General features: G+C 72.3%; 13 protein-coding genes. 12 read left to right on the forward strand and 1 reads right to left on the reverse strand.

The features are described from left to right. Nucleotides 1-2 precede the first annotated feature (2 nt). Complete coding sequence (gene ligA / locus ACFYMU_RS14270; protein ID WP_388372536.1) at nucleotides 3-2,201, forward strand: NAD-dependent DNA ligase LigA; 2,199 nt, start codon at nucleotides 3-5, stop codon at nucleotides 2,199-2,201. Nucleotides 2,202-2,427: 226 nt separating this feature from the next. Further along, complete coding sequence (locus ACFYMU_RS14275; protein ID WP_388372538.1) at nucleotides 2,428-4,770, forward strand: putative bifunctional diguanylate cyclase/phosphodiesterase; 2,343 nt, start codon at nucleotides 2,428-2,430, stop codon at nucleotides 4,768-4,770. Nucleotides 4,771-4,885: 115 nt separating this feature from the next. Here the strand turns inward: ACFYMU_RS14275 and ACFYMU_RS14280 are convergent, their stop codons facing one another. After that, nucleotides 4,886-5,470 carry a TetR/AcrR family transcriptional regulator gene (locus ACFYMU_RS14280; protein ID WP_388372540.1) on the reverse strand — a complete coding sequence of 195 codons (585 nt, stop codon included), beginning with the start codon at nucleotides 5,468-5,470 and terminating at the stop codon, nucleotides 4,886-4,888. Nucleotides 5,471-5,585: 115 nt separating this feature from the next. Here ACFYMU_RS14280 and ACFYMU_RS14285 point away from each other — a divergent pair, with 115 nt between their 5' ends. From ACFYMU_RS14285 to ACFYMU_RS14330, 10 genes are all read left to right on the forward strand, one after another. Beyond that, nucleotides 5,586-5,954, forward strand: a complete 369-nt coding sequence (locus ACFYMU_RS14285; protein ID WP_388372542.1) for a DUF4267 domain-containing protein — start codon at nucleotides 5,586-5,588, stop codon at nucleotides 5,952-5,954. Between the two features lie 81 nt (nucleotides 5,955-6,035). Continuing rightward, nucleotides 6,036-6,527 (forward strand): cupin domain-containing protein, encoded by a 492-nt coding sequence (locus ACFYMU_RS14290; RefSeq protein ID WP_388372544.1) that lies wholly within the window; start codon nucleotides 6,036-6,038, stop codon nucleotides 6,525-6,527. Nucleotides 6,528-6,619: 92 nt separating this feature from the next. Continuing rightward, nucleotides 6,620-6,916, forward strand: coding sequence for an Asp-tRNA(Asn)/Glu-tRNA(Gln) amidotransferase subunit GatC (gatC, locus tag ACFYMU_RS14295; protein ID WP_388372546.1), 297 nt, complete (start codon nucleotides 6,620-6,622; stop codon nucleotides 6,914-6,916). Between the two features lie 6 nt (nucleotides 6,917-6,922). Then, on the forward strand, nucleotides 6,923-8,425 hold the full coding sequence (gene gatA, locus ACFYMU_RS14300; protein WP_388372548.1) for an Asp-tRNA(Asn)/Glu-tRNA(Gln) amidotransferase subunit GatA: 1,503 nt from the start codon (nucleotides 6,923-6,925) through the stop codon (nucleotides 8,423-8,425). Beyond that, complete coding sequence (locus ACFYMU_RS14305; protein ID WP_388372550.1) at nucleotides 8,422-8,664, forward strand: hypothetical protein; 243 nt, start codon at nucleotides 8,422-8,424, stop codon at nucleotides 8,662-8,664. Before gatA ends, ACFYMU_RS14305 begins: the two co-directional genes overlap by 4 nt. A 15-nt stretch (nucleotides 8,665-8,679) precedes the next feature. After that, the gene (gene gatB / locus ACFYMU_RS14310; RefSeq protein WP_388372552.1) at nucleotides 8,680-10,194 is read left to right on the forward strand and encodes an Asp-tRNA(Asn)/Glu-tRNA(Gln) amidotransferase subunit GatB; all 1,515 of its coding nucleotides are present in this window, start codon (nucleotides 8,680-8,682) and stop codon (nucleotides 10,192-10,194) included. 270 nt (nucleotides 10,195-10,464) lie between these two features. Next, complete coding sequence (locus tag ACFYMU_RS14315) at nucleotides 10,465-12,705, forward strand: MMPL family transporter (protein ID WP_388372554.1); 2,241 nt, start codon at nucleotides 10,465-10,467, stop codon at nucleotides 12,703-12,705. Then, nucleotides 12,683-13,258 (forward strand): GNAT family N-acetyltransferase, encoded by a 576-nt coding sequence (locus ACFYMU_RS14320; RefSeq protein WP_388372556.1) that lies wholly within the window; start codon nucleotides 12,683-12,685, stop codon nucleotides 13,256-13,258. The genes ACFYMU_RS14315 and ACFYMU_RS14320 overlap by 23 nt, the downstream gene beginning before the upstream one ends. Nucleotides 13,259-13,293: 35 nt before the next feature. Then, the gene (locus ACFYMU_RS14325) at nucleotides 13,294-13,848 is read left to right on the forward strand and encodes a hypothetical protein (RefSeq protein WP_388372558.1); all 555 of its coding nucleotides are present in this window, start codon (nucleotides 13,294-13,296) and stop codon (nucleotides 13,846-13,848) included. A gap of 187 nt (nucleotides 13,849-14,035) precedes the next feature. Then, nucleotides 14,036-14,215 (forward strand): hypothetical protein, encoded by a 180-nt coding sequence (locus ACFYMU_RS14330; protein ID WP_388372560.1) that lies wholly within the window; start codon nucleotides 14,036-14,038, stop codon nucleotides 14,213-14,215. The last annotated feature ends 163 nt before the right edge of the window (nucleotides 14,216-14,378 follow it).

Below are 14,378 nucleotides of genomic sequence, written 5' to 3' on the forward strand. Positions count from 1 at the left end.
CGGTGGCCGGCGACAGGCAAGCGGAGACGACGGTGCCCGCCGAGGCACGGGAGCAGCACGCGCAACTCGCTGAGCAGATCGAGGAGCACCGCTTCCGGTACTACGTGAAGGACGCTCCCGTCGTCAGCGACGCGGAGTTCGACCGACTCCTGCGCTCCCTGGAAGCGCTCGAGGAGCGGTATCCGGGGCTGCGCACCCCCGACTCGCCGACGCAGAAGGTCGCGGGGGCCTACGCGACGGAGTTCACCGCCGTCGAGCACCGGCAGCGCATGCTCTCCCTGGACAACGCGTTCGACGACGAGGAGCTCGCCGCCTGGGCCGACCGCGTCGCCAAGGAGGTCGGCACCTCCGCGTACCACTTCCTGTGCGAGCTGAAGGTCGACGGTCTCGCGGTCAACCTCACCTATGAGCACGGCCGCCTCACCCGCGCGGCGACCCGCGGCGACGGCCGCACGGGCGAGGACATCACGCCCAACGTCCGTACCATCGCGGAGATCCCGGACCGCCTCCGGGGCGACGGCGACCGCATCCCCGAGCTGGTGGAGATCAGGGGCGAGGTCTACTTCCCGATGGAGGAGTTCGAGGAGCTGAACGCCCGTCTGGTGGCGGGCGGCGACAAGCCCTTCGCCAACCCGCGCAACGCGGCGGCGGGTTCCCTGCGCCAGAAGGACCCGCGCATCACGGCCACCCGGCCGCTCCACATGGTGGTGCACGGCGTCGGCGCCCTGGAGGGCTTCGACGGCGCCGCCCGCCTCTCGGAGACGTACGACCTGCTGCACTCCTGGGGCCTGCCCACGGCCCGGCACAACAGGGTGGTCGACGACCTCGCCGGCGTACGGGAGTTCATCGCCCACTACGGCGAGCACCGCCACTCCGTGGAGCACGAGATCGACGGCGTCGTGGTGAAGCTCGACGAGATCCCGCTCCAGGGCCGCCTCGGCTCCACCTCGCGCGCCCCGCGCTGGGCGATCGCGTACAAGTACGCGCCGGAAGAGGTGAACACCACACTCGTCAACATCCGCGTGGGCGTGGGCCGTACGGGCCGGGTCACACCGTACGCGCAGGTCGAGCCGGTCACCGTCGCCGGCTCGGAGGTCGAGTTCGCCACCCTGCACAACCAGGACGTCGTCAAGGCCAAGGGCGTGCTCATCGGCGACACGGTGGTGCTGCGCAAGGCCGGTGACGTCATCCCGGAGATCCTCGGCCCGGTCGTCGACCTGCGCGACGGCACGGAGCGCGAGTTCGTGATGCCCTCCGAGTGCCCCGAGTGCGGCACGCCGCTGCGGCCCATGAAGGAGGGCGACGTCGACCTCCGCTGCCCGAACGCACGCGCCTGCCCCGCCCAGTTGCGCGAGCGCCTGTTCTACCTGGCGGGCCGCAAGGCACTGGACATCGAGCACTTCGGCTACGTGGCCGCCGCGGCTCTCACCCGCCCCCTGGAGCCGGCCGAACCGCCGCTGATGGACGAGGGTGATCTGTTCGACCTCACCGTCGAGCAGCTGCTGCCCATCAAGGCGTACGTCCTCGACCAGGACAGCGGCCTGCCCAAGCGCGACCCGAAGACCGGCGAGGAGAAGACCGCCACGGTCTTCGCCAACCAGCAGGGCGAGCCCAGGAAGAACGCGATCGCGATGCTGGAGAACATCGCGGCCGCCAAGGAGCGCCCGCTCGCGCGCGTCCTGACCGGGCTGTCGATCCGTCATGTCGGCCCGGTCGCGGCGGAGGCGCTGGCCCGTGCCTTCCGTTCGATCGACCGCATCGACCAGGCCACCGAGGAGGAGCTCAGGAACACGGACGGCGTGGGCGAGATCGTCGCGCGCTCCGTCAAGGAGTGGTTCGCCGAGGACTGGCACCGCGACATCATCCGCAAGTGGAGGGCCGCGGGCGTCCGCATGGAGGAGGAGAGCACCGGCGAGGACGAGGGGCCGCGCCCGCTGGAGGGCCTCACGGTCGTCGTCACCGGAACGCTCGCGCAGTACACGCGCGACGGCGCGAAGGAGGCCCTGCAGACCCGCGGGGCGAAGGTGACCGGTTCGGTGTCCAAGAAGACGTCGTTCGTCGTCGTCGGCGACAACCCCGGGTCGAAGCACGACAAGGCGGTCCAGCTGAAGGTTCCGGTGCTCGACGAGGACGGTTTCGCCGTGCTGCTGGAGCGAGGACCGCAAGCCGCGGCGGAGGTGGTGCTTCCGGCCGGGGAGTAGGGGGCGAAGATCACCCGTTCGGCGCATATCGGATGCATAGGGGTGATCGGGGCGCATTCAGGCAACCGTCGACGACCGCTGCCCGTGGACGCGTTCCGCGGCCTACTGTTGAGATGTGCGCCTGCCGTGCCGGTCGCGTGGTGGGTTTTCAGACGCGGTGCCGTTGACGGTTCGTCGGGCAGCGGGCCGCGTGGCGTGGGCACCGCCGGCTGTGAGAGGGACGGGAATGGAACCGACCGAGAGCGTCGCCTCGGACTCACGGCTGCGCCTGCGCCGCATGACCGGTGTCTGGCGGGCGGGCCGCCGGGCGGTGCGGCTGCCGCAGCGCGTGGCCGCGGCCGGCCGCGGCGCCGCGCCGGGCACCGTCTCCGGGGTGACTCCCGCGCCGCGCGCCGCCCCCGGCGCCGCGGCACTCGGCAGCGCCCCGGCCGGCGGACCGCTGCCGGGCCTCGCCCTCGGGCCCGGGGGCCCGGTCGCCGGCCGCGCGCCGGCCCTGCCCGGTCACGAGGGCGAGCGGCACCTGTCCTGGCCCGCCCTGCCCGCCGCGGTCGTCGCCTCCGCCGGGTTCGTCCTCGGTGCCGGCTTCTATCGCGCGTTCGGCGGACAGCACGCGCTCTTCCCTTCCGGCACCGCCGGCTGGTCCCTGGCCGTGCTCACCGGCATCATCGTGGGCCACCTCGTCGCGCTGGGCCGCGCCCGCTGGTGGGGCGGCACCGGCTCGGGGGCGGCCCTGACCCTCGCCGTCCTGCTGCTGTACGGCTGGGTGCCCGCCGGCATGGTCAGCCTCACCGTCGTCGTCCTGGTCGGCATCGCCCGGCTGGGCCGCTGGCGCCAGGGTGTTCTGCACGGCGCGGTCGACATCCTCGGCATCGGGGCCGGAGCGCTCGTCCTGGCCGCCTTCGGGAGCGTCCCGACCGTCGAGACGCCCTGGAACCCGCAGAGCTGGACCGTCTACACCGCACCCGAGGTGGTCCTCGTCGCCACCTCGTACGTCGCGGTCACCCGGGTGCTGCTGTGGTACCTGCACGCGCCCCGCTCCGGCGGGCTGCCCACCGTCGCCCGCACCGCGCTGGTCCGGCAGGGACTCGTCGCGGTCGCGCTGCTCGGCATCGCACCGCTGATCTGCGTCGTCGCGGTGGCGCTCCCCGTCCTGCTGCCGCTGTTCTCCATCCCCCTCATCGCCCTCGACTCCACCCTGTGGATGGCCCGTGCCCGGGCCGAGGAGCAGCTGCGCGACCCGCTGACGGGGCTGCCCAACCGGCAGTGGCTGCTGGAGCGCACCTGGACGGCCCTGGACGACGCCGAGCGGGTCGGGGCCCGGGCGGCCCTGATGCTGATCGACCTCGACCGCTTCCGGTCGGTGAACGACACCCTCGGCCACCTCGCCGGCGACCGGCTGCTGCTGCAGATCGCCGACCGGCTGCGGCTGGCGCTGCCCCGCGGCGCGGAGGCGGCGCGCCTGGGAGGGGACGAGTTCGCGGTGTTACTGCCGGTCGCGGACTCCACCACGTCCGCGTCCCGGGCGGCCCGCAACCTGGTCGCGGTGCTCGGTTCCCCGCTCGACCTCGACGGGCTCACGCTCGTCCTGGAGGCCAGCGCCGGCGTCGCGGTCTTCCCCGACCACGCGCTCGACGCGGAGGGGCTGTTGCAGCGGGCGGACGTCGCGATGTACCAGGCGAAGCGGGACCGCACGGGCGTGGAGGTGTACGAGTCCAAGCGGGACTCGAACACGCCGGACCGGCTCGGCCTGCTGGGGGATCTGCGGCGCGCCCTGGACGCGCACGAGGTCCAGCTGCACTACCAGCCGAAGGTCCGCTTCGACGGGAAGGTCGCCGGCCTCGAGGCGCTCGTGCGGTGGGTGCACCCCGAACGGGGGAAGGTCCCGCCGGACGAGTTCATCGCGATCGCGGAGTCGTCCGGGCTGATGCCGCACCTGACGGAGTACGTGCTGGAGACGGCGCTCGCCCAGGTGGCGCGGTGGCGGGCGCAGGGCCTGAACGTGCCGGTGGCCGTGAACGTCTCGCCGCGGGACGTGCACACGCCGGGCTTCGCGGGCTCGGTGGCCGCACGGCTGGCCCGGCACGGGGTGCCCGCGGGTGCGCTGCAGCTGGAGATCACCGAGCACGTGCTCCTGGAGGACCCGCAGCGGGCGGCCGACACGCTGGCGGGGCTGGCCGGGCACGGCGTGAAGATGTCCCTCGACGACTTCGGCACGGGCTATTCGTCGCTGGTGCATCTGCGGCGGCTGCCCGTGAGCGAGCTGAAGATCGACCGCTCGTTCGTGGCACGGCTGGCGGTGGACGCGGAGGACGCGGAGATCGTGCGCTGCACGGTGGACCTCGCGCACTCGCTGGGCCTGCTCGTCGTCGCGGAGGGGGTCGAGGACGACGAGACCTGGGAGCACCTGCGCGACCTCGGCTGCGACGCCGTGCAGGGATGGCTGGTCGCCGCCGCGATGCCGGCCGAGGAGACCACGGCATGGCTGCGCGCCCGCGGCTCCCGCGGCTGGCAGCGCCCGAGGGCCGCACTGCCGGCGGCCGCCGCGGACGACCAGGGGCGGCTCGGCTAGGCCACGGCCGGCCACGGCCGGGCCCTGTCGTTCGGAACAGGTCGGTGTTGCGGGTCCCGGTGGCGTCCGGCACGTCCGGCCGGCCCCGCGGGCTCCCTGGGGCGACCCGGCGTGATCAGCTCGCCCCCGCCGCGAAGTGCCCCGTCAGCAGGGCGAGTCGGCGCTCATGGGCCTCGGCCGGGAGGCGTCCGCTGCGCATGAGCGTGACCAGGCCGTGCAGTCCGGCCCAGTACGTCTCGGTGAGCAGGCCGGGATCCTCGCCCTCGGCGACGACGGGCTCGACGGCCCGCAGCAGTTCGGTGAACCCCTCGCGCAGGGCCGAGGGGGCCTGCGGCGTGGCGAACGGCAGCTCCACGGTGTGGGTGAACATCGCGTCGTACAGCGCGGGCTGCCGCCGTGCGAAGGCGGTGTAGGCGGCACCGACGGCCGCGAGGGCCTCGCGCGTGCCGTCGGCCGCCGTACGCGCGGCGCGCAGTTCGGCGGCCATCTCGGTGAAGCCCTGCACCGCGACCGCGGTCATGATCGCGGCCTTGCCCTTGAAGTGGCTGTAGAGGACGGGCTGGCTGTACTCGATCTCGGCGGCGAGCCGCCGTGTGGTGACGGCGTCCCAGCCCTCGGCCTCCGCCAGCTCGCGCGCGGCCGTGACGATCAACCGTTCCCGCTCCGCCCGCTCGCGTTCCCTGCGCGTCTGAATCGACATATGCCGAATCCTAGCAGCGCTAGCGTTTCTATCGGCGCTCTGCTAGCTTCGCTCTTATTCCTAGCGTTGCTAGCATCCAGCGCATCCAGCGCATCCAGACCTCCGGGAGACACCCATGACCGTCACCGCCTATGTCCTGGCTGTGGTGCTCGACCTGTTCGTCCTGTTCATCGGGGCCCGCTTCCTGCTGCAGCCCCGCCCGGCGGCCGCCGGGTACGGCGTGCCCGCCGAGCAGGACGGCGCCGCGGCCTACCTCGCGGTCAAGGGCCTCAGGGACGGAACCTTCGGTGTGCTCGGGCTGGCCCTGCTGGCCTTCGCCGGCGCACGCGCCGAGGCGTGGTTCATGCTGACCGTGGCCCTGGTGCCGCTGGGTGACACCCTGATAGTGCTGCGCCACGGCGGCACCAAGGCGGTGGCGTACGGCATTCACTTCGCCACCGCGGTCGTCGTCCTCGTCGCCGCGGGGCTGCTGTTCGCGGTGTGAGCGGTATGCCCCGGCACACGGGGGACGACCGTCCGGAAGAAGCACCGAAAGACCACACGGAACCAGACAGGGAGCCGCGCCATGTCGCTGATCGTCCCGCAGTTCGACTCGACCGTGATCGTCCGTGACGCCGAGGCCGAGGTCGTCGGCCGCGCCCCCACCACCATCCGGCTGCTGGCCGACAGCAGCCGGACCGGCGGGGCGCTGTCCACCCAGCGCATCACCCTCACCGGGGGCGCGGACGGCGCCCGACCGCACTGGCACGACAACTCGGCCGAGATGTTCTTCATGCTCGACGGCGCCGCCGAAGTCCTCTCCGGCGAGGAGATCGTCACCGCCGAGCGCGGTGACCTCGTCGTCGTGCCGCCCGGCACGCCGCACGCCTTCGCCGCGGTCCCCGGGGCCGACGCCGACATCCTCGTCGTGATCACTCCGGGCGTCGAGCGCTTCGAGTACTTCCGCCATCTCCAGCGCATAGCCCTCGGCGAGGCCACCCCGGAGAGCCTGCTGGAGGTCCAGGAACTGTACGACAACCACTTCCTGCCGAGCGCCGCCTGGGACGGCCGCCGCTGAGCGGCGGGGCGGGGGAAACCGTGGCACGGGCACGGGGCCCGGCCCCATAGGATTGGGCCAAACCACACACACTCACCCCAGAGGAACGCTGCATGCCTGGCATCACGCGCGAGGAGGTCGCCCACCTCGCCCGGCTGGCGCGTCTGGAGCTGAAGCCCGAAGAGCTCGACCACTTCGCCGGCCAGCTCGACGACATCATCGGCGCGGTCGCCCGCGTCGGCGAGGTCGCCGACCAAGACGTCCCGCCGACCTCCCACCCGCTGCCGCTGACCAATGTCATGCGCCCGGACGAGGTCCGTCCCTCGCTCACCCCCGAGCAGGCGCTGTCCGGCGCCCCGGCCCAGGAGCAGCAGCGTTTCAAGGTGCCGCAGATCCTGGGGGAGGAGTAACCCGCCATGACGGACAAGAACAGCATCATCCGGCTCACCGCCGCCGAGACGGCCGCGAAGATCGCCTCCGGCGAGCTGACCGCGGTCGAGGTCGCCGAGGCCCACCTCGCCCGGATCGAGGCCGTCGACGAGAAGGTGCACGCCTTCCTCCACGTCGACCGCGAGGGCGCGCTGGCGCAGGCCCGCGCCGTCGACGAGAAGCGCGAGCGCGGCGAGGAACTGGGCCCGCTCGCGGGAGTGCCCCTCGCGCTGAAGGACATCTTCACCACCAAGGGCGTGCCCACCACCGTCGGGTCCAAGATCCTGGAGGGCTGGATCCCGCCGTACGACGCCACCGTCACCCGGCGGCTGAAGGCGGCCGACGTCGTCATCCTCGGCAAGACCAACATGGACGAGTTCGCCATGGGGTCCTCCACCGAGAACAGCGCCTTCGGCCCGACCGGCAACCCGTGGGACCTCACCCGCATCCCCGGCGGCTCCGGCGGCGGTTCGAGCGCCGCGCTCGCCTCCTTCCAGGCGCCCCTCGCCATCGGCACCGACACCGGCGGCTCCATCCGGCAGCCCGCCGCCGTCACCGGCACGGTGGGCGTCAAGCCGACGTACGGCGGCGTCTCCCGCTACGGCATGGTCGCGTTCAGCAGCAGCCTCGACCAGGGCGGCCCGTGCGCCCGTACGGTCCTGGACGCCGCCCTGCTGCACGAGGTCATCGCCGGCCACGACCCGCTCGACTCCACCTCCGTCGACGCGCCCGTCCCGCCGGTCGTCGAGGCGGCGCGGAGCGGCAGCGTGGCCGGCCTGCGCATCGGCGTCGTCAAGCAGTTCCGCGGCGAGGGCTACCAGGCCGGTGTCCTGCAGCGCTTCGACGAGACGGTCGCCCTCCTCAAGGACCTGGGCGCCGAGATCGTCGAGCTGGACTGCCCCTCGTTCGACCTGGCGCTCGCCGCGTACTACCTGATCGCGCCGAGCGAGTGCTCCAGCAACCTCGCGCGCTTCGACGGTCTGCGCTACGGCCTGCGCGTCGGCGACGACGGCACGCACTCCGCGGAGGAGGTCACCTCCGTCACCCGCGAGGCGGGCTTCGGCCCGGAGGTCAAGCGCCGCATCATGCTCGGCACGTACGCCCTCAGCTCCGGCTACTACGACGCGTACTACGGCTCCGCGCAGAAGGTCCGCACGCTCATCACCCGCGACTTCGAGAAGTCGTTCGAGCAGGTGGACGTGATCGTGTCGCCGACGACGCCCACCACCGCCTTCCCGATCGGCGAGCGCGCCGACGACCCGATGGCGATGTATCTGGCGGACCTGTGCACCATCCCGGTCAACCTGGCGGGCAACGCCGCGATGTCGCTGCCCTGCGGCCTCGCCCCGGAGGACAACCTCCCGGTCGGGCTCCAGATCATCGCCCCGGCGATGAAGGACGACCGGCTGTACAAGGTCGGCGCCGCCGTCGAGGCCGCCTACGTGGAAAAGTGGGGGCACCCGCTGCTCGAGGAGGCTCCGTCGCTGTGAGTAAGGCACTGTCCAAGGCCAAGGGCTTCAAGAAGTCCAAGTCCGGTATGTACCTGTCCATGGCCACCACCGCGTTCGGCGCGCTCGGTGTCGCGAAGCAGGCCAAGAAGGCCCGCCTCGAGAACGACACGCTGCGCCTGATCGACGCCGCCGTGTCCGCCGCCGCCATCGTCACCGGCCTCGCCATCCTCTACCGCGAGCTGAAGCGCCTGGGCGACGACGACGTCCTGCTGGGCTGAGAGGGAAGTTTCACCGTGACCACCATGACCGACCTGGTGTCGTACGAGGACGCGCTGGCGTCCTACGACCCCGTCATGGGCCTCGAGGTCCATGTCGAACTCGGCACCAGGACCAAGATGTTCTGCGGCTGCTCCACGGCGCTCGGCGCCGAGCCGAACGCGCAGACCTGCCCCACCTGCCTCGGCCTGCCCGGTTCGCTCCCGGTCGTCAACGCGACCGGCGTGGAGTCCGCGATCCGGATCGGTCTCGCGCTGAACTGCGAGATCGCCGAGTGGTGCCGCTTCGCCCGGAAGAACTACTTCTATCCGGACATGCCGAAGAACTTCCAGACCTCCCAGTACGACGAGCCGATCGCCTTCCACGGCTACCTCGACGTGCAGCTGGAGGACGGCGAGACCTTCCGCGTGGAGATCGAGCGCGCCCACATGGAGGAGGACACCGGCAAGTCGACGCACGTCGGCGGTGCCACCGGCCGCATCCACGGCGCCCAGCACTCGCTGCTCGACTACAACCGCGCCGGCATCCCGCTGATCGAGATCGTCACCAAGCCGATCGTCGGCGCCGGCGAGCGCGCTCCGGAGGTGGCGAAGGCGTACGTCCGCGAGCTGCGCGAACTGATCCGGGCGCTCGGCGTGTCCGAGGCCCGGATGGAGATGGGCCAGATGCGCTGCGACGTGAACCTGTCGCTGATGCCCAAGGGCTCCGACACGTTCGGCACCCGCAGCGAGACGAAGAACGTCAACTCGCTGCGCTCCGTGGAGCGCGCCTGCCGTTACGAGATCCAGCGCCACGCCGCCGTGCTCGGCGCCGGCGGCACGGTGATCCAGGAGACCCGGCACTTCCACGAGGACGCGGGCACGACCACCTCGGGCCGTGTCAAGGAGGAGGCCGAGGACTACCGCTACTTCCCCGAGCCGGACCTGGTGCCGGTCGCCCCCTCCCGTGAGTGGGTCGAGGAACTGCGGGCCGGGCTGCCGGAGCTGCCCCTGGTGCGGCGCAGCCGGCTGCGCCAGGAGTGGGACGTCTCGGCCACCGACATGCAGGCGATCCTCAACGCCGGCGCCCTGGACCCGATCGTCGCCACCATCGAGGCGGGCGCCGACGCGGCCTCCGCGCGCAAGTGGTGGATGGGCGAGCTCGCCCGCAACGCCAACGAGTCGGGCAAGGCCCTCGACGAGCTGGCCATCACGCCCGGGCAGGTGGCCCGTGTCGCCCAGCTCGTGGCCTCCGGCGACCTGAACGACAAGCTGGCCCGCCAGGTGATCGAGGGCGTCCTCGCCGGCGAGGGCACGCCGGACGAGGTCGTCGACAGGCGCGGGCTGAAGGTGGTCTCCGACGAGGGCGCCCTGACCGCCGCCGTCGACGAGGCCATCGCCGGCAACCCGGCCGTCGCGGACAAGATCCGCGGCGGCAAGGTCGCCGCGGCCGGCGCCCTGGTCGGCGCGGTCATGAAGGCCACCCGCGGCCAGGCCGACGCCGCCCGCGTCAAGGAGCTGATCCTTCAGAAGCTGGGCGTCGGCGAGGGCTGAGAGAGCACGGCGCAGGGACCGCGGGGGCGGTGCACCGGATTTGGTGCACCGCCCCCGCGGCGTGTCCGGGGGACCGGGCGCCACGACCGCGCTGCCGGGGCTCCTGTGATTTGAATCCCACTCACGTGAGCGGGCCCACGAACCCGACAAACGATCGCTTCCGGATGTAACAGTGGAAGTGCATTACTCACGCGTTCTTTGCGGGTTGTTCAGTTCCATTTACGGCTGTTCCCGGTCAAGGATGCTCAATTCGGCTCAGGGAGCACGTTCGTGGCAGCCCTTGCACGCTGGTGTGTCCGCCACCGCCTTGTCACCGTCCTGCTCTGGCTGATCGCCTTCACCGGGATCACCGTCGCCGGGTCCGTCGCGGGATCCGCGTACTCGAACGACTACTCGGTGCCAGGTACCGAGGCCGGCCGCGCCACCCAGCTGCTCCAGGAGGGCTTCCCCGGTCTCGGCGGCGACAGCGACACCGTCGTCTGGCACACCCCCACCGGGAGCGTGCGCGCCGCCGACGTCGAACAGACGATGACCCGCACCCTGGACCGCATCGCGGACCTGCCGGGCATCACCTCCGTCACCAGCCCCTACGAGGGCGGCCACAGCGGCCTCGTCAGCCGGGACGGCCGCACCGCCTACGCCACGGTCACCTTCGACCAGCAGGCCCAGGACATCGGCAAGGGCGAGGCCCAGGCCGTCGTCGACGCCGCCAAGGCCGCCGAGACCAGCGGGCTCCAGGTCGAGCTCGGCGGCAGCGCCGTCAGCGTCACCCAGTCACAGGGCGGCCACCTCGCCGAGGCCGTCGGCGTGGCCGTCGCCGCCCTGGTCCTCTTCCTCGCCTTCGGCTCGCTCGCCGCCTCCCTGCTGCCCATCGCGACCGCCCTGATCGGGGTCGGCACCGCCTACGCCGGCATCGGACTGCTCGGGCACGCGATGACCGTCGCCGACTTCGCGCCGATGCTCGGCCTGCTGATCGGGCTCGGCGTCGGCATCGACTACGCCCTGTTCATCGTGACCCGGCACCGGCGCGGCCTGAAGCGCGGCACCCCGGTCACGGAGGCGGCCGTGGGCGCCGTCGCCACCACCGGACGCGCCGTCGTCTTCGCGGGCGCGACGGTGTGCATCGCGCTGCTCGGCATGCTGATCCTGCGGCTCGGCTTCCTCAACGGAGTGGCGATCGCCGCCTGTCTGACCGTCCTGCTCACCGTCGCGGCCTCCGTGACCCTGCTGCCCGCCCTGCTGTCCTTCATCGGCCCCCGTGCGCTCAGCCGGCGCGAGCGGCGCAGGCTCGCCCTGCGCGGACCCGAGCCGGAGGTGCCGGCGGGGCTGGCCGCCCGCTGGTCGGCCTTCGTCGAACGCCACCCCAAGAAACTGGGCGCCGTCGCCGTCGCCGTCATGGCGCTGCTCGCGCTGCCCACGCTCTCCCTGCACCTGGGCAGCTCCGACCAGGGCAACGACCCGAGGACGACGACCACACGGCAGGCGTACGACCTCGTCGCCGACAGCTTCGGGCCCGGCGTCAACGGCCCGCTCACCCTGGTCACCCGCGTCGACGGCGCCCAGGACAAGCTCGCCCTCGACAACCTCGGCGGCACGCTCACGGCCACCGAGGGTGTCGCCTCGGTCACCCCGGTGACGTACAACAGCGGCGGCACCACGGCCTACCTCACCGTCGTACCCGACTCCTCCCCGCAGTCGCAGAAGACCAGTGACCTCGTCCAGCGCCTGCGCACCGACGTGCTGCCGCGCGCCGAACGGGGCACCTCGCTCGATCTGCAGGTCGGCGGGATCACGGCGGCCTACGACGACTTCGCGGGCGTGATCGTCGGCAAGCTGCCGCTGTTCATGGGCGTGGTGATCGGGCTGGGCTGCGTGCTGCTGCTGCTCGCCTTCCGCTCCCTCGGCATACCCCTCAAGGCCGCCGCGATGAACGTCGCGGCCGTCGCCTCCGCGTTCGGCGTGGTCGTCACCGTCTTCCAGTGGGGATGGGGGAGCGAACTGCTGGGCCTCGGCCGTGCCGGGCCGATCGAGCCCTTCCTTCCCGTGATCATGGTCTCGGTGCTCTTCGGGCTCTCCATGGACTACCAGGTGTTCCTGGTCAGCCGGATGTACGAGGAGTGGCTGGAGACCCGCGACAACCGGCGGGCCGTCCGCGTCGGTCTCGCCGAGACCGGCCGGGTGATCAACTCGGCGGCCGTCATCATGATCTCCGTCTTCCTCGCCTTCGTGCTCAGCGGCGACCGCGTGATCGCCATGTTCGGCATCGCCCTCGCCTCCGCCGTCGCCCTCGACGCCTTCATCCTGCGCACGCTCCTCGTCCCCGCTCTCATGCACATGCTGGGCAGCGCCAACTGGTGGCTGCCCTCCTGGCTGGAGCGACGGCTGCCGCGCATCAGCATCGAACCGCCCGAGTGCCGTGCGACGATTCCGGCACGGCGCGCCGGTGACGACGCGCCGGCGGACGTACTGGTGAAGGAGCGGCAGCAGGATGTACGCGATATCCCTGGGTGACGACGGAGCGCAACTGCGCCCCCTGGAACCCTGGCACGCCGAGGAGTTCCTGGCGCACCTCGACCGCGGGCGGGAGTTCATCAACCGGCACATCCCCTTCGGGGCGAACGCCACGGACGCCGACTCGGCCCGGGCCGTCCTGCAGTCCTACGCCGACAAGCGCGCCGCCGACACCGGCAGCCTGCACGGGCTGTGGCTGGACGGAAAGCTGGTCGGCGGCCTCCTCTTCCGCGTTTTCGACGCGAAAGGCGGCACCTGCGAGGTCGGCTGCTGGCTGGAGCCCGCCGCGACCGGCCGGGGACTGGTCACGCGCGGGATGCGGGTACTCATCGACTGGGCGGTTGACGAGCGCGGCATCCACCGTGTGGAGTGGTACGCGTCGTCCGCCAACGTACCGAGCGTCAACGCGGCGCGGCGGCTGGGCATGAGCCGTGACGGCGTGCTGCGGGAACGCTACCTGTACCGCGGCGAGCGCCAGGACAGCGAGGTGTGGTCGGTGCTCGCGCCCGAATGGCGGGCGGCACGCGCGCGGCACGCCCGCGACGATCACTAAGAGATCTCTCAGACAGCGTCCATACGGTGCGAGGCATGGGAACCACAACAGTTGACGAGGCCGGGGCCGCCGACGGCGCCGCGGCGAACAACGACGAGAAGCCGGAGGCCGCCACGGCCCCGGAGGCCGCGCGGGGAACGGAGCCCGGGACCGGGGACGGCCCCGACGGGGCCGCCGAGGAGACCGCGCCGAAGGGCCCCTCCGGCATCGGTCAGGGGGCCGGTGCGGTCGTCTCCGCCGGGCTCGGCATCGTCTCGCTGAGCGGCAGCTGGATCGGCACGGTGGCCTCGGCGCGCGAGGCCCTCGTGGGCCAGCTCCGGACCTCGTCGTCGGCGAGTGTCGCCCGGCAGGTCAAGGTGTACGGCGACGCCTGGCACGCCACCGCGGTGTGGGGCGGCCTGTTCGCGCTGGCCGCGCTGACCGTGGGCGTCGTGGTGCTGGTCCGCCCGGCCTTCGGGGTGCCGGGTGAGCCGCAGCAGCCCTGGATCAGGTCGGTCGCCTGGGGCGGCGTGGCGCTCGGCCTCGTCGGCCTGTTCCTGGCCGTCCTCAAGTACACCGACATCCTGCTCGGACTGCCGTCCGCGGGCTGAACCGGCGCGGAGGGGTCTTAGACCCTCCGCGCGGTGCTTAGGGAGGACCCGGGACCTCCGGCTGCGTCTAAGGCCCGCGGCCGCCGCGGAAGATGCGGAAACCTCCCGATGCGGGGCACCCCCTGGGAGACGAGGGTCGAGGCATCGCAGAACGCGAAGCCCCGAACCTCTCCCGGAGGGACACGCCATGTTCCATCACGAACTCCACCGGATCCGTTCCACCGAGCTGATCCGCCAGGCGGAGGCCTACCGGCTGCGCCGCGAGGTGCTCCGCCGCCGGCCCGCCGCCCGCACGACCGGACAGGACCCTGAACCGGAGGACCGGACCGACGGGCCCGGCCGGTCCCGCCTGGTGCGCGCCGCATGAGCGTGCGGCCGCGGGAGCACGGCGGCACGGCCGGCGCCCCCGTCGTGGCGGCCGCCCCGGCTTCGGCCGTGGCGGCCGCCGTGCTGCGCCCGGCGCCCGGCCGGACGCCGGGACCGTGCGCGTCCCGGCGTGATCCGCGGCCGGTGATATTCGGTGCCGCGTC

The sequence above is a fragment of the Streptomyces sp. NPDC007264 genome, assembly GCF_042869095.1.
Taxonomy (GTDB): domain Bacteria; phylum Actinomycetota; class Actinomycetes; order Streptomycetales; family Streptomycetaceae; genus Streptomyces.